Annotated in this window: 15 protein-coding genes; 5 read left to right on the plus strand and 10 right to left on the minus strand. The window is 69.3% G+C overall.

The features are described from left to right. Positions 1-5 precede the first annotated feature (5 nt). Entirely contained in the window at positions 6-1,106 is a 1,101-nt protein-coding gene (locus G4D85_RS16815; protein ID WP_164013115.1) for a hypothetical protein, read from the minus strand. A 211-nt stretch (positions 1,107-1,317) separates the two neighbouring features. Between G4D85_RS16815 and G4D85_RS16820 the strand changes: the two genes are divergently transcribed. Together G4D85_RS16820 and G4D85_RS16825 are read left to right on the plus strand one after the other, a co-directional pair. Further along, positions 1,318-3,117 (plus strand): sigma 54-interacting transcriptional regulator, encoded by a 1,800-nt coding sequence (locus G4D85_RS16820; RefSeq protein ID WP_240359324.1) that lies wholly within the window; start codon positions 1,318-1,320, stop codon positions 3,115-3,117. Positions 3,118-3,176: 59 nt separating this feature from the next. After that, entirely contained in the window at positions 3,177-4,412 is a 1,236-nt protein-coding gene (locus G4D85_RS16825) for an ADYC domain-containing protein (protein WP_164013117.1), read from the plus strand. A gap of 1 nt (position 4,413) precedes the next feature. Here G4D85_RS16825 and G4D85_RS16830 read toward each other — a convergent pair whose 3' ends face one another. The 3 genes from G4D85_RS16830 to G4D85_RS16840 form a co-directional block, all read right to left on the minus strand. Then, entirely contained in the window at positions 4,414-7,653 is a 3,240-nt protein-coding gene (locus G4D85_RS16830; protein ID WP_164013118.1) for a serine/threonine-protein kinase, read from the minus strand. Between the two features lie 130 nt (positions 7,654-7,783). Then, the gene (locus G4D85_RS16835; protein WP_164013119.1) at positions 7,784-8,773 is read right to left on the minus strand and encodes an alpha/beta hydrolase; all 990 of its coding nucleotides are present in this window, start codon (positions 8,771-8,773) and stop codon (positions 7,784-7,786) included. Positions 8,774-9,025: 252 nt separating this feature from the next. After that, the gene (locus G4D85_RS16840; protein ID WP_164013120.1) at positions 9,026-11,278 is read right to left on the minus strand and encodes a S41 family peptidase; all 2,253 of its coding nucleotides are present in this window, start codon (positions 11,276-11,278) and stop codon (positions 9,026-9,028) included. Between the two features lie 125 nt (positions 11,279-11,403). On the opposite strand from G4D85_RS16840, the gene G4D85_RS16845 reads away from it, so the two are divergent. Then, complete coding sequence (locus G4D85_RS16845; protein WP_164013121.1) at positions 11,404-11,838, plus strand: RidA family protein; 435 nt, start codon at positions 11,404-11,406, stop codon at positions 11,836-11,838. 2 nt (positions 11,839-11,840) lie between these two features. On the opposite strand, the gene G4D85_RS50310 is transcribed toward G4D85_RS16845, so the two are convergent. Then, on the minus strand, positions 11,841-12,281 hold the full coding sequence (locus tag G4D85_RS50310) for a DUF885 family protein (protein ID WP_338052897.1): 441 nt from the start codon (positions 12,279-12,281) through the stop codon (positions 11,841-11,843). Beyond that, positions 12,179-13,672, minus strand: a complete 1,494-nt coding sequence (locus G4D85_RS16850; RefSeq protein WP_275900293.1) for a DUF885 family protein — start codon at positions 13,670-13,672, stop codon at positions 12,179-12,181. Before G4D85_RS16850 ends, G4D85_RS50310 begins: the two co-directional genes overlap by 103 nt. A 225-nt stretch (positions 13,673-13,897) precedes the next feature. Between G4D85_RS16850 and G4D85_RS16855 the strand changes: the two genes are divergently transcribed. Next, entirely contained in the window at positions 13,898-14,569 is a 672-nt protein-coding gene (locus tag G4D85_RS16855) for a hypothetical protein (protein WP_164013122.1), read from the plus strand. A 192-nt stretch (positions 14,570-14,761) separates the two neighbouring features. Here G4D85_RS16855 and G4D85_RS16860 read toward each other — a convergent pair whose 3' ends face one another. Together G4D85_RS16860 and istB are read right to left on the minus strand one after the other, a co-directional pair. Beyond that, the gene (locus tag G4D85_RS16860) at positions 14,762-15,079 is read right to left on the minus strand and encodes a hypothetical protein (protein ID WP_164013123.1); all 318 of its coding nucleotides are present in this window, start codon (positions 15,077-15,079) and stop codon (positions 14,762-14,764) included. A 1,224-nt stretch (positions 15,080-16,303) separates the two neighbouring features. Next, the gene (istB, locus tag G4D85_RS16865; protein WP_164013124.1) at positions 16,304-17,143 is read right to left on the minus strand and encodes an IS21-like element helper ATPase IstB; all 840 of its coding nucleotides are present in this window, start codon (positions 17,141-17,143) and stop codon (positions 16,304-16,306) included. Between the two features lie 603 nt (positions 17,144-17,746). On the opposite strand from istB, the gene G4D85_RS16870 reads away from it, so the two are divergent. Continuing rightward, entirely contained in the window at positions 17,747-20,596 is a 2,850-nt protein-coding gene (locus G4D85_RS16870) for a tetratricopeptide repeat protein (protein ID WP_164013126.1), read from the plus strand. Between the two features lie 108 nt (positions 20,597-20,704). Here the strand turns inward: G4D85_RS16870 and G4D85_RS16875 are convergent, their stop codons facing one another. Continuing rightward, on the minus strand, positions 20,705-21,583 hold the full coding sequence (locus G4D85_RS16875; protein ID WP_164013127.1) for a NosD domain-containing protein: 879 nt from the start codon (positions 21,581-21,583) through the stop codon (positions 20,705-20,707). A 297-nt stretch (positions 21,584-21,880) separates the two neighbouring features. Further along, positions 21,881-22,351 carry an MOSC domain-containing protein gene (locus G4D85_RS16880; protein WP_164013129.1) on the minus strand — a complete coding sequence of 157 codons (471 nt, stop codon included), beginning with the start codon at positions 22,349-22,351 and terminating at the stop codon, positions 21,881-21,883. Positions 22,352-22,366: the final 15 nt, after the last annotated feature.

A 22,366-nucleotide genomic window follows, 5' to 3' on the forward strand; every position in this document is an offset into this window, starting at 1 on the left:
TGGAATCAGGGGTGGATGATCTTCAGGTAGCTCTTGCCGTAGCGCTCGAAGTACGGCTTCTTCGTGGCGCGGGTGGTCGGGTTTGCCTGGCCGATGCGGGCGTAGAACTGCGACTTGTTGCCCGGGTCCATGATGTGGTGGCCCACGTCGAAGCGGTCCGACGGGTTCGCATCGTCATAGGCCTCGCAGTTGTGTGAGTCCTCGCAGCCGTGCAGCCGCGTCGGGCCAATGGAGACCAGGCCGAAGCTGTGGCCCGCCTCGTGCGCCGCGGTGCGGCCGATGGCCGTCGCCACGTCCTGCACGCGCATGGCGAGCGTGTCGGTGAGCTCCGCCGGGGTGGTGGAGACGAGTTTCTTCACCAGCATGCAGCGGAACACGCCGACGAAGACCTGCGACGTCTGCGTCTTGTTGGTGTTCTTGTAGTCCCCGGGTGATTTGCCGAGGAGGTTGCACTTGGTCGTGTCGCCGACGAGGAACTTCACCGTGTGCACGCCAATGCCCGGGGCGCTGGCGAGGGTGATGGACGTGCCGGCGTAGGCGTTGGCGAAGAAGCTCGCCACGCCAGCCTTCACGTCGTTGACGAAGGCGGTCTGCTGCGCGGCGGTGAGCGGCCCGTTGAGCGTGCCCGTGGCAATCGCCTTGAGCTCGGCGTCGACGCCGGACGCGGACCAGTCGAGGAACACCGGCTGGCTGCCGTTGGCGGCGAGGTCGTTCTTCCGCTCGAGGATGAAGCCATCGATGCTGCCGACGATGTTACCGTTGGGCGTCGCGCGCCAGGTCTCGCCGTCCAGCACGTTGACGCCGAGCGAGAGCGGCACCCCCGACTGCTGCCACACGTTGTTGGCGTCCGTCTGGTCCCACACCATGAAGCCGCCCCCGTTGACGCGCAGGTGGGCCCAGCCGGCCATGTTCTCCTGCCACTGGAGCGTGTTGTCGTCGAACCGATGGATGTAGCCCTGGACGTTCACCGAGGAGCTGGTGACCAGGATGTCCGTCTGGGGCTGGGTGACGCAGCCCCGGTCGAAGCCGAAGAGAGGAATCGCGGCCAGCGCGAGCCCCACGGCCCACTTCCGGGACGCGGGGCGGCTGGAGGAATGTGCCTTCATGTGTGTGTCCTTTGCGAAGCCGGGCAGGAGGTCGCCCGCGGGGGACGGCCATTGCAGCCGGCCTGCCAACGGCTCGTGCGCCCTGGAGTGCCCACCCCGCTCGCGCAGGAGAGGCAATGACTGCCCTTCGCGTGGGCCTCGCGCGAGGCAGGTCTTGCCCATGGGGCAACCATTGCCCCGCCCACGGGGCCCGCCGTGGTTTGCTTCCCCCATGGAGCCCCCCAGCGCGAAAGAAACCGTGGATTCGGGCCAGCAGCGCCGCGCCTCTCCCTGCGAGCCGGAGCGCCTCTCCCTGCTGGTGATGGAGGGGGGCTCGTCCTCGATTGTGCCCCTGCCTCGCGACGGCACACTCACCATCGGCCGCGGCGCGGGCGTCGAGCTCCTCGTACAGGACGCCTCGGTGAGCCGGCGCCACGCCCGGCTGAGCGTGGTGGAAGGCGAGGCCCGAATCACCGACCTCGACAGCCACAACGGCGTCCGCGTCAACGGCGAGCTCATCTCCGGCGAGCAGGTGCTGCGCAGCGGAGACGTGGTGATGCTGGGAGACGTCACGCTCGTCTTCCACCGGAGGGACATCCCCCCGCCACAGCGGCTCCTGCTGGGCGCCGCCCCGCTGCGGGACAGGTTGGCGGAGGAGCTGGAGCGGGTGCTGCGCTACGAGCGCGCGCTGAGCGTCGTCGCGCTGGCCCTGGGACCCACGGATGTCCCCCTGGAGGAACTGGTCCGCGCGCTCGGCGGCGGCCTGCGACTGATGGACCTGGTGGGACGGGGCGGGCCCACGCAGCTCTTCGTCCTGCTGCCCGAGCTGACGGCGGAGGAGGCGGAGGAGGTCGTCCAGCCCATGCTGGAGGGCCTCGTCCCGCTGGCGCCCGAGGTGCGGGCGGGCGTGGCCTGTGCCCCGCAGGACGGGCTGGACGCGGACACCCTCATCTCCGCGGCGCGGGCGGTGGCGCTGACAGCGCCCTCCGGCGGCCTTCGCATCAGCGGCCCGGACCTGTATCAGCTCGCGCTCGGAGAGCGCTCGGTGATGGTGGCGGATGAGTCCCTGGTGCGCCTCTTCGAGCTGCTCCGACGGCTGGCCTCGAGCCCCATCCCCGTCCTCATCCATGGCGAGACGGGCGCGGGCAAGGAGAACGCCGCCTGGGCCGTGCACCACTGGTCGCCGCGCGCGCAGCGGCCGTTCATCTCCCTCAACTGCGCGGCCCTGCCGGAGAGCCTCGTGGAGAGCGAGCTGTTCGGCGCCGAGCGGGGCGCCTTCTCCGGCGCGGTGGCCTCGCGGGCCGGCCTGCTGGAGCGGGCCAGCGGGGGCACGCTCTTCCTTGACGAGGTAGCGGAGCTGCCGCTCTCCGTGCAGGCCAAGCTGCTGCGCGCGTTGGACCAGCAGCGCATCACCCGCCTGGGAGACTCGCGCGAGCGCCCGGTGGACCTGCGCATCGTCGCCGCCACCCACCGCGTGCTTGCGGACGAGGTGAAGGCCGGCCGCTTTCGCCAGGACCTCTTCTTCCGCCTGTCGGCCTCCGTCGTCGTGCTGCCGCCCTTGCGAAACCGTCCCCGCGAGCTGCCGCTGCTGGCCACCCGCTTCCTCCAGGAGGCCCTGGCCCGCGCGGGCAGGACGGCGCCGCGCATCTCCGCCGCCGCCATGGACGTGCTCCGGGCGCACCCGTGGCCGGGCAACGTGCGCGAATTGAAGAACGTCATGGAGTACGCCGCCACCACCGCCACCGGCCCCATGCTGGAGGCCTCCCACCTGCCGGACTCCCTCCAGCGTCCCCCGGAAGAGGAAGCCCCTCCGCTCCCGCCCACGGCGCCCGCCCCGGACACGGCCCCCGCGAGCTTCCGCCCCATCGCCGAGGAGGTCCGCGAGCTGGAGTACCGCCGGATGCGAGAGGCCCTGGAGGCCACCGGCGGCGTACAGACGCGCGCCGCGCAGCTCATCGGCATGCCGCTGCGGACCTTCAAGTTCAAGGCCCGGCGCTACCAGCTCCCGCGCCCGCGCGCCGCTCGCGATTGATTGCGCGGGCACGCCTCGTGCAATCCGCCTCCACGAACAGCACGAAAGGGCGAACGGTCATGAAGGACGGACTCGACCAGCGGAGCGCGGTGGCACTGATGGCCATCCTGGTTTCACTCGTGGGGTGCGTGGCCCACGGAAGCATCTCGAGCACGGCGACGGGCGGCGGGACTCCGGAGGTCAGCGAGCTCGCCACACACTGTCCCGGTGGGACGACCTGCCCGGGCGACGGCAACGGTCCCGGCATCTACGTCTCCGACACCGGCAGCTACTGCCTCTGGCTCAACCCCGCGAGCAACCTGCGCTTCTGCCCGGAGTCCTTCGAGAACCTCCCGGCGAAGACTGGCGGTGTGAGCAGCGTGCGGCTCAAGGGGCGGCTCTGGTCCGGAGGCGAGGACAGGGAGGTCCTCAGCACCCCCATCCAGGTCCGCTACGACGGCGACAAGAAGGGCAGCCTGCTCAAGGTGGAGCCCTCCACCGTGCCGGACACGTCCCGGCTCGGCTTCACCTACCTGCTCCAGGGAGCGGTGACTCCCGCTCACGTGGTGGGCTCGACGCTGCCGAAGCTGACGCTGCTCTTCATGGTCGACACCCCGGACGCCTATACCCTCGAGCTCACCTTCACGGAGGTCGCGCTCGCGGGCGCGACCAACCCGGACAGGCCAGACACGCAGCTCAAGCTCTTCCGCTATCGGGCCAGGTACGACAACACCAGGCGGAATATCTCCGGGTACTACTGCTCGCTCCCGGGCGACGCGCAGGCCACTCCCGAGAGCGAGAAGACGCCGCTCGCGCTCTCCGTCCTGCCGGCGCACCAGGTGAATGGCGCCACGGGCGTCATCCAGGCCTCTGCGAGCTCGGTCACCATGGCCTGCGTCTCGGGCGCCATCGTCACCTGCATGGAGAACTGGAACTACGTGCCCTGGAACCCCACGCTCGAGGCCAACGGGAACCCGACCCGGTTCCTCGGCGCCTGCATCCAGGGCAAGCGTGCCGCCTACTTCGCCCACCCGAAGACGCACCCGTATCAGGACTTCAACAGCTACACGGTGGAGGGAACCGACATCCGCATCCGCGACAACGTCATCAACTTCGCGAAGCTCAGCATCGAGCAGGGCAACATCGAGGCCATCTGGGACACCTCGGGAGCGGTCTGCTTCAATCCGTCCAACCAGCGCCGGCCGGACCTCTTCGTCCTGGAGGACTGGAACCCGGAGGCCCTGCCCCTGCTCCCCGCCTGTACCGCGGAGGACCTCCAGCCCCACCGCATCATCACCGGCAAGGCCGCGCCCTGACTCAGCGCTGTCCCCGGCTCGCGGCGAGGTGGGCCAGCAGCGACTCCACCTCGCCCGCGAGCTCCTGGTGCCGCGGCGGCAGGAGCGGATTGAGCTCGAAGGCCCGCGCGAAGGCGGCGCGGGCCTGGAGCGCGGCCTCCTGGCGCGTGGCGAGGCCCTCCGTCCTCCGGGCCCGCAGGAGGAGCAGGCCCCCACGGATGAGGTGGGCCTGCGCCAGGTTCCCATCGAGCTTCAGGGCCCGCTCCACCTGGTCCAGGCCGCTCGCAATCGCCGCTCTCGCGCCGGCGGGCGGCAGCGCCTGCGCCAGCCGCCAGTAGACGCGCGCCAGCTCCTGGTGGGCCTCGAAGTAGGGAACCCTGTCCACGGCGCGCTGGGCCTCGGCCCGCGCCCCGTGCAGCAGCGGCAGGATGGGCCTGCCCTGCCGCCGCGCCCACTCCGCTTCCGCGAGCGCCACCCGCGCGCCGACGACGCGGCAGTCGACGCACCCGGGCGCGCCCCGGTAGGCCCGCTCCAGCGCGGCGCGGCCCGCTTCGAGCTCGGCGGCGGGATTGCCTCCGTCCCGCATCGCCTGGAGCGCCGCGAGGTGGTGCGCCTCCGCCATGTGGAGGTGACTGCGTCCGTCCGTGGGGTTGCCACGCAGCGCGCGCTCCAACTGCTGGCGGGCGCGCTCCAGCGGCGGGCGCACGTCCCCTCCGGCCTCCAGCAGGTACTGCGCGCGCATCAGCTCCGCGGCGGCCATGCCGCCCAGCGCCGAGGAATGGTTCGCGTTGATGGCGAGGCTGCGCTCGCCCGCCTCGATGGACCTGCGCACGTGTTCCTCGGGGTCCAGCCCGCGCCCGAGGCCGTAGTCGGCCAGCGCGTTGTAGACGTGTACCTGATTCGACCAGGCATAGAGGTACTGAGGGTCCGCCCGCGCGGCCTGCTCGAAGTACCGCGCCGCCCTCTCGAGTTCCGGGCGGGGGTCCTCGCCGTGCTCCCGGAGGTGGTTGCCCTTGTTGAAGTGGATGAGCGCCAAATCGTTCAGTGCCCACGGATAGTCGGGCTGGAGCTGGAGCGCGTGCTCCAGCCGGACGATGGCCTCGTCCCAGAAGGGGTGGGGGTCGCGCTGGTTGCGCCACTCGTAGAGCCCGCGCGTGTAGTAGCCGCTGGCGAGCGCGTCATGGGCATACACGTCGTTCGGGGCCCGCTCCACCGCGCGCAGTCCGGAGGCAATCCAATCCGTGAGGATGGGCTCCAGTTTCTCGACGGCCCCCTGGGTGTTCTCGACCTTGTACTGGCGCATCAGGGCATAGGCTCGCTGCCGGTAGGACATGGAGCGGTGGGGCGCGGCGCGGGTGGCCTGGGCGGTGGCCACCAGCGTGCGCTCCAGCGCGTCCCGGGCGGGCCGGCCCTGGTCGAGCTCGACGTCCACGCGCTCCAGCCAGGTCTGCGCGAGCGCCTCGTAGCTGCTCGCGTCGCTCCGCCCCGCCTCCAGGGCCTGCGTGTACAGCGTGGCGGCCTCCTCGAGTCCCGCCCGGGCCGCGTCGTAGTCCCCGCGCTCCCGCCGCTCCACCGCCCGGGCAAGGGCCACATCTCCGGCGAGCCTCCGGGCCTCGTACATCCACGGCGCGGACACGGTGGCTCGCGCGGCCGCCCGCGCCGCCACGTCATAGTCCTTGCGGTAGAGGGCGATGAGGCCCTCGAGGTAGTGGGGCGACTCCAGCTCCAGCGCGCGGCTGCGCTCGAGGGACTGGAGCGCGGGCACGAGGTATTCCTGCTCCAGGGCCTGCTTGCGCTTCGCCACCCAGGCCTTGTCGCCACCGCGTCGCATGTCCTCCAGCCCCTGGCGGTACCTCGCGCCGAGCGCCTGGCCCAGGGCGTAGTGCAGCTCGGGTGAGTCCAGGCCCCGCTGGCGCGCCTGCGTCAGCTCCGCGTGCGCCTGCTCGAACTCCTGCATCGCGAGGTGGCCCCGCCCCAGCGCGTAGTGAATCAAGGCCTTGCCGTACTCATCCAGCTCCCGCGCCTGCGAGGCGATGCGCGCCATCCGCTCGCGGACGAGCTGCTGCTCCCGTTGGGTGTCGTGCAGCGGCAGGGCGTAGGCCGTGCGCAGGAACCACTCAATCTCCGTCACCTGCTGGCCCACCTGCTCGGCCAGCCGGGCCCGCGTCGCGAGCTGGGCGCGCGTGTGCCGGGCCTCCAGCCACGAGCGCGCACCCAGCACGGAGAGGACGAGGATGCTGGCCAGCGACAGCGCGGAGACCCCTACCAGCGCGCGGTGCTTTCGCGCGCGGCGCCGCCAGCGGTACAGCAGACTCGGGCGCCGCGCGAGGATGGGCTCGCCATCCAGGTACCGCCCCAGGTCCTCCGCGAGGGCGCGCGCGGACGCGTAACGCTGCTCTGGCTCCTTGTTGAGACACTTGAGGACCAGCGTCTCCAAATCCCCCGGCAGGTCCGGCACGTGCGCGCGTGGCGAGGGCGGCTCCTCCTGGAGCACCTTCGTGACGACGTCCGCGGCCGTGGCGGCGGAGAAGGGCGTCACGCCGGTGAGCAGCTCGTAGAACGTGGCGCCGAGGCTGTAGACATCCGTGCGGCGATCGATGTGCGCCAGGTCTCCCCGGGCCTGCTCGGGCGCCATGTAGGAAGGCGTGCCCAGCAGCGCCCCCGTATGGGTGAGGCCGTGCCCGTGGGCGTCGTCGTAGGCCAGGCCGAAGTCCACGACGATGGGGAACCAGCGCCCGCCCTCGTGCCGCTCGACGAGGATGTTGGAGGGCTTGAGGTCCCGGTGGATGACGCCCAGCCGGTGCGCCTCGTGGACCGCGGCGGCGACGTCCCGCATCACCTGGACCTTCTCGGTCAGCGACATCCCGGAGGCCGCGTGGTCCAATCCCTGTCCCGCGACGAGCTGCATGGCGATGTACGGCCTTCCGCCGACTTCGCCGACCTCGAACACCTTGCACACGTGGGGATGGTCGACGCGGACCTGCGTCCTCGCCTCCTGGAGGAAGCGGTCTGCGCGCTCCGTGTTCGCATCCCGGATGAACTTGAGCGCCACCCTGCGCCCGAGCCTGCGGTCTCTCGCCTCGAAGACCTCGCCCATGCCTCCCTGACCCAGGCGTTCGAGGAGCTCGTAGCGTTCCCAGTCGGAGAACGGGAGCGCCCGGCTCCGGTCCGGGACGGGGAGCGCTCCATCCATCGTGGCCAGGTCGCCCGGCCCAGCCGCGCGTGGCCCCGACGGAGTCTCGTCATCCCCAGCGTTCGCCATGCCGCCAGTGTAGCCGTCTCATGCTCGTCGTCAGCCCCGCGACTGGGCGTCCCTGGCTCCGGGCCAGGGGGACTGAGCTGGATGGGAGGCGACGCGGGCACGGAAGCCCGCGTCTCCGAAACGCTCGGCGTCAGCCCGCCCTGCGAAGCCGGCCCAGCATTCCGTTGAGGTCCCGGACGAACAGCTCGTGCCGGAAGTAGTGCCCTCCCGGAACCTCGTGCCATTCATGCGGAATCCCGGCTCGACCGAGTGCGCCGCGGAACTCGCGCTGTCCGGCGAGCACCTGGGTCTCGTTGACGTAGTCGAACCAGTTCACCGGGTCGGGTGACGTGCCGGCCGCGAGGAAGATCCGCTTGTTGTGATAGCTGGGGATGCGCTGGATGGGATTGTCGGCGTTCACCCTCGCCTCGTCCCAGAAGGGGACGCCGTAGACGCTCCCTCCGGCCAGGTCCATCGCCGCCGAGGTTGTGTTCGCCCAGTGGACGACGAGGCCGCCGTCGCGCCGAAGGCTCGCCGGGCCCGAGTGGGAGCTGACCGAGCAGAAGTGACCGTAGTACTTGGCGGCGTACTTCAAGGCACCGAAGCCACCCATGGAGAACCCGGCAACGGCTCGACCGTTGTACTCGGCCCAGGTGCGGAAGTTCGCGTCGATCCAGGGCAGCAACTGGCCGATATGGAAGGTCTCCCAGTTGCGGGGGCCGGAGTTGGTGCTCACGGGATTGGAGTACCAGCCCGTCGAGGCATCCGGCATGACGACGATGACGTCGCGCCAGGCCGTGAGGTTGATGATGTTGTCCTGCATGTGGAAGGTGCGGAAGTCCGCGTTGCCTCCATGGAGCAGGTACAGCACCGGGTACCTCTTGCCACTGGTGTGGTACCCGTCGGGGAGCAGGACGTTGACCGCCGGGTCCCACTCGATGGCGTCGGTGGCGAAGCGGTAGTACTGCAGGCGACCGCCGTTTTCGTTTCTATCGACGATGCGCAGCCCGAAGCCGTCACCGGCGGCCCGGGCCGTGCCCGGAAAACCGAGACCGCCAGCGAGAGCGCCCGCTGTGGCACCAAGACCGGCCATGAAGTGCCGACGGGTGAAGTTCGAGCGAGGCTTGGAGGGAGTGTCCATGAGTTCCTCAGGAGTTGTCGATGCGAGGAGGGTTACCGGGCTGTCGTGGATGAGCGACTCACGACGACCTTCAGCCGCATTGTGGCGGAATCGCTGCTGGCGTAAAGCGGATTAACAGGATTAAACGAAAATTCGTCGCCTGGTCGCCAATGGGCCAGGACGCTCACACGGAGAGTCCTTCCGCGGAGGCACGCGAAGGCGTGGGTGGCTCCTGTTCGAGCGAGGGTTGCCTTCTCTCTCCTGGACGCGGACTCAGCGACTCGAAGAAGCCGGCGCGTTGGCGGGCTCCTCGCGCAGGAGCTGGACGGCGCGCTCCAGCAACTCGTCACGGCCCGCCTGGAGTCCCGCCACCGTCGGCCGCAGCTTCACGTGGGGCTCGAGCCCCTTGCGTTGCAGCTGCCGTCCATCCCCGTGGCGCACCTGCTGTCCGGTGAAATGGAAGGTGATGCCGCCGGGCAGGACCGCCTGGGTGACGTCGCCATTGGTGCCCGCGGTGGCGCTGCCCAGGAAGACGGTGTCCGCCGCGGCCTCCAGCATCAGCCCGGTGTGCTCGGCCTGGCTGATGGTTCGCGAGTCGATGAGCGTCACCGTGCGGCCCCTGTACTTGGGAATGTCCACCTCTGGCAGCGAATCGCTGAGCTTCAGCCAACCCGTGTGCTGGCCTCCCGCCACCGGGCGCTCGTACCAGGCATAGGGGCGCGAGCCCTTCACGTCGAAGAAGGGCCCGAGTTCCCACATCGTGCCGCGCGGGTAGCCGCGCAGGTCGAACACGATGCCGCGGGTGTCCTTGAGCTTCTCGAACATCGCGGGCACCTGCCAGGCCTCCAGCTTCTCCAGGTCCACGAAGCCGATGTTCCCCTCCAGCACCCGGTAGGGCTCCGCCTTCGAGGGAGGCAGCTTCCACCGGGGCGTGCGAGTGAGCTTCACTTCCCTGGCCCCCTGGGCGCCGCGCACGCCGAGGACGACCGTGGAGCCCTCCTCTCCCGCGAGCGTGCGCAGCAGGGTCAGGTCCCGGCGATGACCGGGCAGGGCGCCCGACACGTACGGGGTGAACCGCCGCACCCGCGCGTCGATGGGCTCTCCGTCAATCTTCTCGATGACGTCGCCTGGCACGAGTCCGGGCGCGGACTGCGCATCGAGCACCTCCACCACCACGGCCTTGCCGCCGATGTCCGTCACCCAGACCGGCGGGGCGACGCCGAAGAAGCGCTGGAGCTCCGGATGGCCTCGCACCGAGGCGTGTCCGTCCTGGAGCCAGGTGCACGCCTCGGCCAATGCGAGCGCGTACTCCGTCGCGTCCTTCGCCGCGTCCAGCTTCTCGAGCAGCTCCGGCAGGCGGGCCTCCCACGGCCGGTCCATCAGGTCCGGGTAGGCGAAGAAGAAACGTACCACCGTCCACAGCTTGGCCCCGGCCAGCAGCCGCATCTCCCGGGATGGCTGGAGCGCGTCCTTGTAGCTCGGCTCCAAGCGCCAGGCGGCCGTGGGCCGAAGGGCCGCGGCCACGCCGGCCTTCCGCTTGGGGGGGCGGGCGGCCAGCAAGAGGGCCTGCCGCATCCCTTCGTCCGGGCCATCCAGACGGGCGCGCGCGGGCCGCTTCACGTCCGCCTCCAGGGGCAGCACCGTCTCATTGAGACTCACCAGTGCGCGGTACCCCTCGCCCAGCGGCACGGAGTCCTGCGTGTTCGTGGCGCCCTCATTGAGCGGGCCTTCGGCCACCAGGAGCGCCGTCCCACGGGCGCGCAGGGCCAGGATGGACAGGTCGATGGCGGAGTCCTCGTCGACCAGGAAGACGAGCAGGGCCGGCTTCTTGCCCGGAGTGCCCGTGACCACCTCGTCCGTGGGCAATGTGAGCTCGGTTCGATAGAAGCTCTGCGCGCCATCCTGCGGCCTCAGGCCCAGGTGGTGCACCTCGCGCAGGCCGGGAACGCTCAGCTCGCCGTCGATGAAGTGAGGCAGCAGCCGCGGCACCATCCACGAGAGGCCATAGCGCCGCAGTCCTCGCATGCGCAGGTCCATCACCACCGCGCGAGCCTTCGCGGCGTCCGCATCCAGCGTCTCTTGCAGCTCCTGCATGGAGGCCTCCCCCTGCGGCCCCAGGAGGTTGCGCAAATCGAGCACGAGGACGTCCTTCTCCCAGCTCTTGAGCGCGCGCAGGGCGGGGGCCGGGCCGGAGGAGGAGGGGGGCTTCTCACGCTCCACCAGCGTGGCCGGGTCCCCGAGGGCCGCGAGCATGCCCTGGACCGCGGCGGCATAGGCCTCCGCGTCCCGCGCTGCCTCCACCCTGGGCAGCGCGGAGAGGAAGGCAGCGTCCCACTCGGCGGGCATGGAGAAGGCCCGGGGGTGGCGGAAACGAACCTCGCCCCACAGCTTCACCAGGCGCCCCCGGCGTTCGGCGCGGAGCGCCTCGGGCGAGGCCGTGGCGGGAACCTGCGCCAGGGCATTTCCCGTGAGGCACAGGGCCCCCAGGCTCAGCCAGGAAACCCATCGCAGCCAGGCGCTCTTCATCGTGCCAACCCCTTTGTCGCGGGAGTCCGCGAGCGTAGCGGCCTGCTGCCTGACAAGACACCTCGGCTTCCTTATGTTCTGCCCTGAAACCAGGATGGAACTCATCCAGATTCAGCGAGGCCTCCATGTCCCAGACCGGCGCTCCGGCGAAGAAGTCTCCCCTGTCCCTGCTGAACCCGAAGGGGCTCTTCGACCCTGCTCCCTATGGTTTTTCCCACGTGGCCCAGGTCGCCCCTGGCAGCCGGCTCGTCTTCATCGCGGGGCAGGGCGGTGAGAGCGAATCCGGCGCCCTGGCACCAGACTTCCCGTCGCAGGTGCGACAGGCGATGAACAACCTGCTCACGGCGCTGGAGGCCGCGGGAGCTGGCGTCGGCGACGTCGCCAAGCTCACCGTCCTCGTGGTGGACCACTCCGAGGAGAAGCTGAAGGTCCTCGGCGCCGAGCTGGAGCGGGCGTGGAACGGCCGCATGAAGCCGACCTGCACCCTGATTCCCGTCCCACGCCTGGCGCTCGACGGAATGCTGTTCGAAATCGAGGCCGTCGCCGTCCTTCCCGCGTGAGCCTACTTCGCCATCGTGCCCTGGGTCGGCAGCGGGCCGCGCACGAAGTCCGCGAACACCGCCTGGCGCAGCAGGTCCGGCGGCAGCAGGCCCTGGGCGAGCACGAAGTCGTGGAAGCGCTGCGCGTCGAAGCGCTTGCCCATCGCCTGCTCCACCTCTGCGCGCAGCTCGTTGAGGCGGGTGAAGCCGTAGAAGTAGCTGGTGGCCTGGCCTGGCCCGGCAGGCGGAAGGTGTAGCGCCCCACCTCCAGGGTGGCCATTGCTTCGGACAGCACCACGTCCGTCATCAGCAGCTGCTTCACCTGCTCCGGCGTGGTGCGGCCCAGCTGCAGCTCCGGGTCTCAGAAGGCGCGCGCGGCGCGCATCAGCCGGTGCTGCAGGCTGATGAGCTTCCCCTCCGGCGGGAGGAAGGGCAGGGTGATGCGCTCGGCATACAGCCCCCAGCCCTCCACGTTGGTGCTGTTGAAGGCGAAGAAGGCGCGGGCGTTGGACACGCCGTCCTCCAGCAGGCGCGCGAACTGCAGCTCGTGGCCGGGGCGCGCCTCGTGCGCGGTGAGCGTCCAGCTCGCGGCGGCGAAGGTGAAGTCGTCGAGCTTCTTCGCCCCGCCGGGCGCCTTGGACGGCAGGTTGAGCGGGAGCACGAACTCGCCCTGCTCACCCGTGTTGCCCAGCAGCCGGGGAGGGACCATGTGCGGCCCCGAGGACCGGGCGCTCTCCGCCTCGCTGGCGAGCCGGATGCGCGCGGGGCGCCTGGGCAGGCTGAGCAGGCGCTCACAGCGGATGATGGCCTCCAGCTGCTTCAGCCGTGACTGGTAGTGGGGGAGGATGGCCTCGCCCACCAGTTGCTCCTTCTTCAGCTCGCGGATGACGGCGCGGTAGTCGGCATCCTTCCAGCCGCGCGCCCTGGCCACCTGCGCGGCCACCTGCTGCATCTCCGCCTGCAGCTCGCCGAAGGCCTTGCGCGCCATCGCGGCCAGTTCGGCGGGCGGCACGTCCACGCCCAGCTCCACCAGGTTGTGCGCATAGACCTCCGGCGGCAGCTGGAAGTCCGTGCGCGCGCGCGGCAGCAGCTCCGTGCGCACGAAGGTGTCGTAGTCCAGCAGCTGCTTCTTCAGCGTGGCGAGCGGCTCCTCGTAGCCCTGGAGGCCGTACTTCTGGAAGAGCGGGTCGAGCCCGTCGAGCAGGAAGGCGTTGGTCTCGAGGTGGCGCTCCAGCTCGGCCTTCATGGGAAGGAGCCGCCCGGGCTTCGCCAGGTGCGCGCGCGTGTCCGCCAGGGCCAGCTCGGCGATGGGCGCGTAGCCCTTCTCCAGCCCCGCGTACCTGCGCAGGCGCACCAGCGCCGCCTGACGCCGCTGCGGGGCCACCTGCTCATCCAGCAGCAGGCGCACGCCGTTGAACACCCCCTGCGCCACGCTCGCGTAGGGCACGAAGTACTGCTGCTCGAGCGCGGCGGCCTTCAGCGCGCGCTCCTGCGCCTCGATGAGGATCTGCAGGTCCTGGCGCACCTTGAGGTCCTGCTCCGCGGCGAGCCGGGTGCGCAGCTCCGCCAGCACGGCCTCCCTCGCCTGGCGCATGCGGTCGCGGTAGCCGGGGGTGCGGTCCAGGATGGCCTCGTCCAGTCCCTCCACGCCCGCCTTGGCCGAGTCCTCGGGGTCGAACCTCGACAGCGCGTCCAGCACGTATTTCGTGTGGACGTTGCTCTGCTGCACCCACGCGGGCAGCTGCCGCGGCTTCGCCTGTACCTGGCCCTTCGCGCGGGGCGTGGACTGCGCCAGCGCCGCCGCGGGCAAGGCGAGGGCAAGGGAGACGACCAGGGCCAGGGACCTGCTGTGCATGTGCACTCCAGGCGACGGGACGGCGGCGTGAACCTGTGGGGTAGCAGGGCATTCCGGACGTGGCACGCGTTTTCACGCACGACCCGACGCCGCCCGGGGCCGCGCGCTCAGTATTCCTCTATGCGTTGTCATCACCGCGCCCGGACCTCCCACTCCCGCGCGGCCCGCTGACGCCCGGGCCACCGTCGTGAAAGGATTGTGTCGACAGGAGAGCACATGCACTGAATGGGGCCGTGGGCCGTCGTCGTGGGAGTGCTGGGGTTGTCGCCACTCACCGTGCAGGCCAGGGAGGCGCCCAAGGTGGGCGCTGAGGCCAAGGCGCGGACGCTGCTTTTCACGGCGCCGGACGCGGTGGTGGGGGAGTTCGACGAGCAGACGAGGCGGATAGCGGTGCATCAGGACTTCCACCTCACCGGGCCGGGCATGGAGCCGGAGCCCTTCTTCCTGTTCGCCGAGGCGATTGAATCGTGGGTCTACACGGTGCTCGCGGTGAAGGGGGACTTCATCACCCGCGCGAAGGTCACCTTCGGCGAGGTGGTGCACGTGACGAAGTCCGCGGCGGGCCGGGAGACCCGCACGCCATCGCCCATCAGCCATCGGACCTACGTGGGCGAATCCGTGAACGGCCGCACCCAGGTGACGGACGCGGACGGCAAGCCGGTAACGGACGAGGAGGTCCGGTCGAAGGTGCTCGGCGAGCTGAGCGGGCTGGGCGTGGAGGACGCCCTCGTCGACGCGTTCCCCAAGGGGCCCGTGAAGGTGGGCGCCAACATGGGGTGGTGGGCCGCAAGAACCACTCCGGCAGCAAGTCCCAGCGCGGCACCGAGGTGGCCGCTCTCTTCTACTCCCTCATCGAGACTGCACGTCTGCGGGGCGAGGACCCAGGCCACTATCTGAAGCGCGCTGCGCTCGCCGCCATCGAGAACCCGGGCACCGTCACGCTCCCGAAGAGCCAGAACTGACCACCGCTCTGGCCGAGCCCCCGTCCCGGCCGGCTCAGTGTCAGGACGGGGCACGGCAAACAGTTACAAGCCCTTCAGGAGGAGTGCCTCTGGCCTTCAAGACCTGAAGGTTGGGACAATGCAGGGGTTAGAAACAGGGCACGCCAAGTTCCGGGCATTCATACCCGCCGTAGCTGCATTGGGCCACGTTTTCCGTCACTGAATACTCAGTCTCTACTCCGTACATCTGGATGGGCCCGCTGCAACCGACCATTTTGAAGCCGGCCTGCATGACTAGGTCTGGACCGTCATAGTAGTAGACGTCGTACGAGTAAGCTCGAGCAGCATCCGTCCGGGTTGCGAGATTGGACTGCTCATTCACGGCGATGTCGCCCCCGCCGCACCCAGCCGCCAGCATTGCAACTGCCAGCAGCGCGGAAACTGTTGCTTTGTTTTGCATGTTCATTTTCTTTCCTTGCTCATCTGAGAGTGGAGGAGCTGATGTTGCACTTCCCTGAGCAGGAGCCCCCCTGGCCGACTCAGGACTCATTGGGAATTGGTCGAGTGGTGCTTTCCCGAAGTGAGTCGGCACGGAGAAAAATGATGCAGAAAATCTGCTCGCCTCCCGTGGAATACAAGGAATTCCAGCCACTTGGCGTGTCTCGGGCAGGAAGTCTCCTCGTCCCGGTGGGATAAGGGCAGAAGAGAAGTGAAGGCTTCGTCTCCGTACCTGTCACGGTGTGGGCGAGGCGTGATCAGTCGGGCGGGAAGGGAGTGAACGCCATGCTGCGCGCCGTGAGGAAGCTGCTGGCCTCGACACTCACCCGGAGGATGACGTCAGCCGTCCTCTTCGCCCCGGCCGAGCATCTTAGGGAGCGGGTGAGGCACGGGCAGGAGTGCCTGGGGAGGAGTCCCGCTGCGGATGGGCGGGGCTCCGCTTGCCTTTGGAAACGGCCGCATCGTCGAGGTGCGACTACACCACTCACCCCAGAAGGAATCTGCACGATTACCAAGGCCATCAGCCTGTCCGCTGAGCTGTCCGCGGTGCGGTGTGCCGTCGCAGGGGCACGCATCATCGCGGATGCAGCCTCTCGTTGGCCGCGACGGTGGAGGAGCCGAGGAAGCAGAGGACGGCGCGGGTGGATGGGGCCGGGCTGCTGCGCAGGACGTTCATGCTGGCGGTTTAGCCACAATCGACAAGAGGCTGGTGCGGTTCGCCCTGTACCGTCGGGTGCCCAAGCGTAGCTGGCCCTCGGCTCCACCTCCTGAGGTGAAGCAGGAGGGCGGCAGCTCTAGCCGTCCACGTTCGGCTGCGCCAGGCGAGGAGGGTGCGCAAGAGAGAATGGAGCATCGAGTGGAAGCCCGCCCCGACGGCCGACGGCCGCGAGCGGATGGGGCGCGCCGTGCAGTTGCTCCTGGACGCGGCTCGCGGCGCGGCCGGAAGGCCCCGAGGGCCTCCAGCCGAGGCAATCGAAGTCACAAGTCCCGGCGTCGTTGAGCTGGGCACCAAGCGAGGAGCCGCTGATGGCTGAAAGGGCTGCGCTCTACGCTCGCGTTTCCTCGGCGCGGCAGGAGCAGGAACAGACGGTCGCCTCGCAAGTGGCGGCGCTCCACAAAGCTGCCGCGGAGTTGGGGCCGCAGGTGCCCCCGCAGCACTGTTACGTGGACGAGGGCTTCAGTGTGTTGGCGTTCACGCGAAAGCGCGGAAATTTGGACCGGGACGGCAGACTGATTCCGCGAGTCCACCGCCCCGGCGTCCGGCTCTGCGCTTCGCCTTCGTCTTGCGCGCGGCCGCACTCTCCTCGGCGGCTCTGCGCCGGTAGCTCTGCCCCTCGATGCTGATGATGTCCGCGTGGTGGATGACGCGGTCGATGAGCGCGGTGGCGCACGCCCCATTGGGAAAGATGCCGGGCCAGTCGGAAAACGCCAGATTGGAAGTCAGGACGAGACTTCGCTGCTCATACCTCCTGGAGACGACCTGGAAGAGCAGGTCGGCGTTCCTGGAATCGTAGGAGAGGTAGCCCACCTCGTCGATGACGAGCAGTCCGGTGCGGCTGGTGTAGTGGCGCAGGCGCCGGTCCAGCGCGCGTGAAGAGTCCTGGCTGGCCAGGTCCATCAGCATCTGGGAGGCGGAGGTGAAGAGGACGGAGGAGCCCTTACGCACGGCCTCGTGGGCGATGTTCTGGGCAATCATCGTCTTGCCCAGCCCCTGGGGTGCGACGATGACGACGTTGCGAGCGCCCTGCATGAAGTCCAGGCGCAGGGCGGACTCGACGGCCTCTCGATCAATCTTCTTGGGCCAGGCCCAGTCGAAATCCGCCATGGGTTTGAAGCGGCCCAGACGGCTTCGGGTGAGACGCCGCTCCAGGCTGCGGCGACTTCGCTCCTGCTGCTCTTCGTCGGCGACGTGCTCGAGCAGCTCGGCGGGGCCCCAGCGGGCCTTGGTGGCGCGGGCGATGAGGTCATCGAGGGCGCCCGCGGTGGAGTGCAGTCCGAGGGAGGCGAGGCGTTCAGCGAGTGGAGTCGTCATTGGGAGAGTCCTTGGAGAGCAGCTTGTCGTAGTCGGCCAGGCTGTGAGGGGTGACGCGGGAGGCGCGGATGCGTGGGTCGTCGGAGAGCACCACCCTGATGGGAGCGCGGTCTGGGCAGGCGTGTACCCCAAGGGGGCTGCGCGGCCTGTCCACCGGACGGGAGCATCACTCGGGCGGCCCCGTCAGCGGCCCTCCTCGGCCCCTCTGCACCCTCCCTCCCCCTCAACAGGGCCCCCATCCCTCTTATGCGTGACCCCAGGAGCGGCCATTGAACGTTCACCGTCCTCGACTCCAAGAGGCCGTGACCCGGAAAATCATGCAGGGAAATCGACGCGCTCCTGCATCTCGTGTGAGGCAGGTCGCCGAACGCCGCGAGTGCAGGCGCGGATTCCCTGCATCGTTTTCCACTGCGTCGGCTCATTCAACTCGAGGGGGGAAGTGCTCGCCTCCACGACGTGAGCTCGGGACGAGCCAACATCCTCTCAGGAGCGGAAGCACATGACTTGCGACCTTGACTCTCTCAATCTCGTGCCGTGGTCGAACTGATTCGTGCGCGGCTGCGGAAGAGATAGAGCAGCAACGTTGCATTCACGAGGGGGACCATGAAAACCGTATTCGGGTGGATGACGGTCGTCATGCTCTGCTTTTCGGCAGGAGCAGCAATCGCGGAGGAGCCGAGGGATGCGAGGCTTCTGGAGGCGCAGGCAGCGTTTGACGAGGCGACGAAGCTCAGGGACGCAGGTCGTTATTCGGAGGCCCTTGCACCGGCTCAGCATGCGCTCACGCTGAGGGAGGCCGCGCTCGGGGGCACGCATCCAGACGTCGCCCACGGTCTGCAGTTGGTAGGTGAACTGCATTTCTGGCAAGCGGACATTGCACACGTCGAGCCCCTGCTTCAACGCTCACTCGCCATCCGGGAGGCGGCCCTCGGCAACAACCACCCCGACGTCGCCTCCTCGCTCCACCATCTCGCGATCCTCTACGCGACCCAGGGGCTGTACGGTCAGGCCGAGCCCCTCTCCCAACGCGCGCTCGCAATTCGGGAGGCGGCTCTCGGCAACAACCACCCCGACGTCGCTTCCTCGCTCCACTTCCTCGCCACCCTCTACCTGCGGCAGGGGCTATACGGCCGGGCCGCGCCCCTCTACCAGCGCGCGCTCGCCCTCATGGAGGCGGCCTTCGGCAACAACCACCCCATCGTCGCCGAGCCGATCCAAGGCCTCGCCATCCTCTATGAGAAACAGGGTTTGTACGACCGGGCCGAGACTCTCTTCCAGCGCGCGCTCGCCATCCTGGAGGCGGCCTTCGGCAACAACCACCCCATGGTCGCCGGCGCGCTCGGCAACCTCGCCATCCTCTACTTTGAACAGGGGTCGTACGGCCGGGCCGAGCCCCTCTACCACCGCGCGCTCGCCATCCTGGAGGCGGCCTTCGGCAACAACCACCCCGCCGTCGCCATTGGGTTCAACGTCCTCGCCGACCTCTACGCGGCCCAGGGGTTGTACGGCCGGGCCGAGCCCCTCTACCAGCGCGCGCTCGCCATCCTGGAGGCGACCCAAGGCAACAACCACCCCGAAGTCGCTGCAACGCTCAACGCCCTCGCGCGGCTCCGCCTGGCCCAGCATCGACTCGCCGACGCCCTCCCGCTCTATACCCGCGCCTTTGCCATTACCGAGCAGCGCTTGCGCCACGAGGCGCTCGACTTCTCCGAGTCGCGCCTGTCCAGTTTCCTCCAGTTTCTGCGCGCGGATGAGCAGGTCCTCTATGCCCTGCTGCGCGCCCATCCCAATGACGCTCGCGTGCGGCGCCTGGCCCTTAGCGCGGTGCTCCTGCATAAGGGCCGCTCCGTCGAGGAGACCGCCGACATCTCCCGCACCATCTACCGGAGCCTGGGGGCCGAGGATCGCGACACCTTCGAGCGGCTGCGCAGCCTGCGCACCCAACGGGCCACCCTCTCGCTCGCGGGCCCCGCCTCGCTCTCCCCGGCAGATTACCAACAGCGACTCCAGAAGCTCGCCGACGAGGGCGAGCCCCTCGAAGCCGACCTTGCAAAACGCTCCGCACCCCTGCGTGCACTCACCGCGCTGCCACCTCCCGCCGAAATCGTCGACCGTGTCGCCGCCTCCCTCCCCAAGGACGGAGCCCTCGTCGAGTTCATCGCCTACGTGGACAGTCCCCTCATTCCCAAGCCCTACAAGCTACGCGCGAAGACTCCGGGTCAGCTCCGCTACCTGGCGCTGGTACTCCTCCCCGATGGCTCCACCCAGGCCCTGGACCTCGGCCCCGCGGCGCCCATTGACCGCGCCGCCACGCGCCTGCGCGATGCCCTCGCCAGCCGCGACGCTCAATTCCTGACCTCGGCTCAAGCCCTCTACCGGCTCGCCTTCCGGCCCCTGCTCCCCCTGCTGGGCGATACCCGCCGCCTCTTCCTCTCTCCCGACGCGCATCTGGGCCTCGTCCCCTTCGCCGCGCTCCACGACGGCCGCCGCTTCCTCCTCGACTCCTTCGACTTCACCTACCTCACCTCAGGCAAGGACCTGCTGCCGCGCCCCCAGGACAATCTCCCCCCATCCTCCGTCGTCGTCCTCGCCGACCCGGACTTCCAGGCGTCACCTGCAACCGCGTCCCTGTCCTCCGGCACCGCCCCCACGCCGGCCGAGCGCTCCGCCCCCCTCGAGCGCTTCTTCTCCACCTCGCGCTCGGACCTCGCCGCCACCCCCTGGGCGCCGCTGCCAGGCTCTCGCCAGGAGGCCGAGAGCATCAAACGCCTCCTTCCTCAGGCCCAGCTCTTCCTCGGCACCGAGGCCACCAAGCAGCGGCTGCTCCAGTTGCCCACACCCGGCGTGCTGCACCTGGCCACCCACGGCTTCTTCCTCGAGGACGCCCCCGTCCCCAAGGGCTCCAGAGCTGTCGTCAGCTTTGGTGTGCTGAGCGAAGAGGGCCCCGCAACGCCTTCTCCCGACCCGTTGCTGCGCTCGGGACTGATTCTCGCGGGCGCACGCCCCACGGCGCCTGACGCCCCGGGCGCGGCCAGGCCTCCGCCTGACAACGCGCTGGTGACAGCCCTGGAGCTGGCGGGCCTCAACCTGTGGGGCACCCAGTTGGTGGTGCTGTCCGCCTGCGACACCGGCCGAGGCGACGTGAAGCTGGGCCAGGGAGTCTTCGGCCTGCGCCGCGCTTTCGTCGTGGCAGGCGCGGAGACCATCGTCATGAGCCTGTGGAAGGTGAACGACGCAAAAACGGGAACCCTCATGGAGGCTTACTACCGCAACCTGCTCGCGGGGCAGGGCCGCGCCACAGCCCTGCGAGAAGCGATGCGCGAGATGCGCCTGACCCAGGCCCATCCCCACTACTGGGCCCCCTTCATCGCCGTGGGCAGCGACGCCCCCCTGCGCACGCTGGCGCCCCTGCCCCGGCAAGCCCCGGACTCGAAGTCCGTGGACGGGCGCTGACCCGGCAGTGACATTCCAAGACCGGCGCCGTGCACGGTGGCACAGGTGCGCTCCTCGAACTGCTCGGAGCACACGTGCCGGCGCCGGCAAGTGTTCTCTTCGGGTGGCTCAGGGGCAGTCGTGCCAGGCGAAGGCCGTCATCGGAGTCGTGTCGCCGTTGCGGTTCACGACCGAATCGGCGGTGTTGATGTTCAGATTGGAGGTGCTGTGGCTACCGCAGAGGAAATTCGCCGAACCGGGGGCGGATCCGCTCACCGTGTTGCCGTAGAGGAGAAGGGGGGCGACCGCTGTGCCCGCGCCATCGACGTTGAGCCCCTGGCGGGCCGCGAAGACGGTGTTGCCGTACACGTCACCGCCGAGGATGTTGGTCGACCGATACCAGGCATGCGGTCCCAGGTTGATACCGAAGTGGCAGTTACGGGCCGCCGCGCAGTCAATCGTGTTGCCAGTGACGATGGCGCCGGTGAAGTCGCCTGAGGTACCGCCGTTGAAGTTGTCGAGCATCAGTCCGGCGAAGACGACCTGATCGGGCTGGCTGATGGAGTTGTGGGTGACGACGGCGTTTCGCCCGCCCCCCAGGATGAGGGCCACGTCGCTGTTGTCGACGAAGGTGTTGCCGCTCACCGTCGCGCGATCCGAGAAGTGGATGGTCAGCCCGTCGGCCCACATGTTGGAAGTCGCGTTCTGGCCGTTCGAGCGGAAGACGTTGTTGATGAGGGTGCCGTCGTTGCCGCAGAACTCGAGCCCGGTGCCGCAGAGCGCGTTCTTGCTGACGCTGTGGGTGAAGCGGCAGAAGGTGCAGTCGCTCATCCGGGAGTTGAAGCCGTAGCGGTTGTTGCCACCGGCGCATTGCGAGGCCGCCGTCGTTCCCAGGCGCGCCGCCCGGTTACCGTCAAGGACCAGATGGTCGATGTTCACATCCTGCGTCGACTCGGCGGCGAGGAACCCACCGACATTGGCGTTGAAGGTCGGCAACGCCTTGAGCACGGCGCAGGTGAGGCTCCCTCAAGCAGGTGCGCAGGAGGCGAGCGCGGGGCTTGAGGCAGCGGCCAGGAAGGAGCGGATGAAGGAGAGGACACCGCGAGTGGACTGGGCAGAGTTGCTCAGGAGGACGTTCGACCTGGACGTGTTCGCCTGTCCGCGGTGTGGAGGCACACGAAAGGTGCTGGCGTATGTGACGGAAGCGGGAGGGGTGCGAGCGATTCTGGAGCCCCTGGGACTGCCCCCGGCGAGTGCATGGCGGGCCCCGGCGCGAGGGCCACCCCAGGCCGCGGGTGTTGAGGCTCAAGCCATAGCCAGAGGCACTATCCGTCTCATGCTCAGCGCCAGGTCCTTGCGTCCCCAGCGGCGCGCGGGCTTCCAGCACGGCTGGCGCGGCTGGGACACCTGCACGCGCGCGCCGCCCATGCGCAGCATGTCGCCAATGCACGTGCCGTCCTCCGTGCCGCCGGAGAGGACCCAGTTCTCGCCGAAGGCCCCGGGGCCCACGTCGGCGCGCTCCAGTCGTTCGCGCCAGAAGTCGTAGTGCGCGGCGGCGTACGCGAGCACGGCCTTCTCCAGGCCACCGTGGACCTTCAGGGCGGCCTGCCCATCTCCGGCCAGGCCCGTGCGGGACAGCCACACCGGCCCGGCCACCGGCTCCTTGAAGATGGCGCTCGTCCACGGCCGCTCCAGCGGCGACGTGGCACCGGCCGTGCCCAGCTCGCGGGGCAGGCCCACGCGCTGAGCGAGGATGCGAGGCGTGTTGGAGTCCATTGCCCGCGGGACAAA

Origin of the sequence: Pyxidicoccus trucidator (assembly GCF_010894435.1) — a bacterium.
Taxonomy (GTDB): Bacteria; Myxococcota; Myxococcia; order Myxococcales; family Myxococcaceae; genus Myxococcus; species Myxococcus trucidator.

Excerpts from the sequence above, each read along its gene's own strand:
- G4D85_RS16815 (WP_164013115.1), bottom strand. The coding sequence starts at position 1,106 with ATGAAGGCACATTCCTCCAGCCGCCCCGCGTCCCGGAAGTGGGCCGTG.
- G4D85_RS16820 (WP_240359324.1), top strand. The coding sequence starts at position 1,318 with ATGGAGCCCCCCAGCGCGAAAGAAACCGTGGATTCGGGCCAGCAGCGC.
- G4D85_RS16835 (WP_164013119.1), bottom strand. The coding sequence starts at position 8,773 with ATGGACACTCCCTCCAAGCCTCGCTCGAACTTCACCCGTCGGCACTTC.
- G4D85_RS16855 (WP_164013122.1), top strand. The coding sequence starts at position 13,898 with ATGGGGCCGTGGGCCGTCGTCGTGGGAGTGCTGGGGTTGTCGCCACTC.
- G4D85_RS16830 (WP_164013118.1), bottom strand. The coding sequence starts at position 7,653 with ATGGCGAACGCTGGGGATGACGAGACTCCGTCGGGGCCACGCGCGGCT.
- G4D85_RS16880 (WP_164013129.1), bottom strand. The coding sequence starts at position 22,351 with ATGGACTCCAACACGCCTCGCATCCTCGCTCAGCGCGTGGGCCTGCCC.
- G4D85_RS16850 (WP_275900293.1), bottom strand. The coding sequence starts at position 13,672 with ATGCACAGCAGGTCCCTGGCCCTGGTCGTCTCCCTTGCCCTCGCCTTG.
- G4D85_RS16825 (WP_164013117.1), top strand. The coding sequence starts at position 3,177 with ATGAAGGACGGACTCGACCAGCGGAGCGCGGTGGCACTGATGGCCATC.
- G4D85_RS16860 (WP_164013123.1), bottom strand. The coding sequence starts at position 15,079 with ATGAACATGCAAAACAAAGCAACAGTTTCCGCGCTGCTGGCAGTTGCA.
- G4D85_RS16870 (WP_164013126.1), top strand. The coding sequence starts at position 17,747 with ATGAAAACCGTATTCGGGTGGATGACGGTCGTCATGCTCTGCTTTTCG.
- istB (WP_164013124.1), bottom strand. The coding sequence starts at position 17,143 with ATGACGACTCCACTCGCTGAACGCCTCGCCTCCCTCGGACTGCACTCC.
- G4D85_RS16845 (WP_164013121.1), top strand. The coding sequence starts at position 11,404 with ATGTCCCAGACCGGCGCTCCGGCGAAGAAGTCTCCCCTGTCCCTGCTG.
- G4D85_RS16840 (WP_164013120.1), bottom strand. The coding sequence starts at position 11,278 with ATGAAGAGCGCCTGGCTGCGATGGGTTTCCTGGCTGAGCCTGGGGGCC.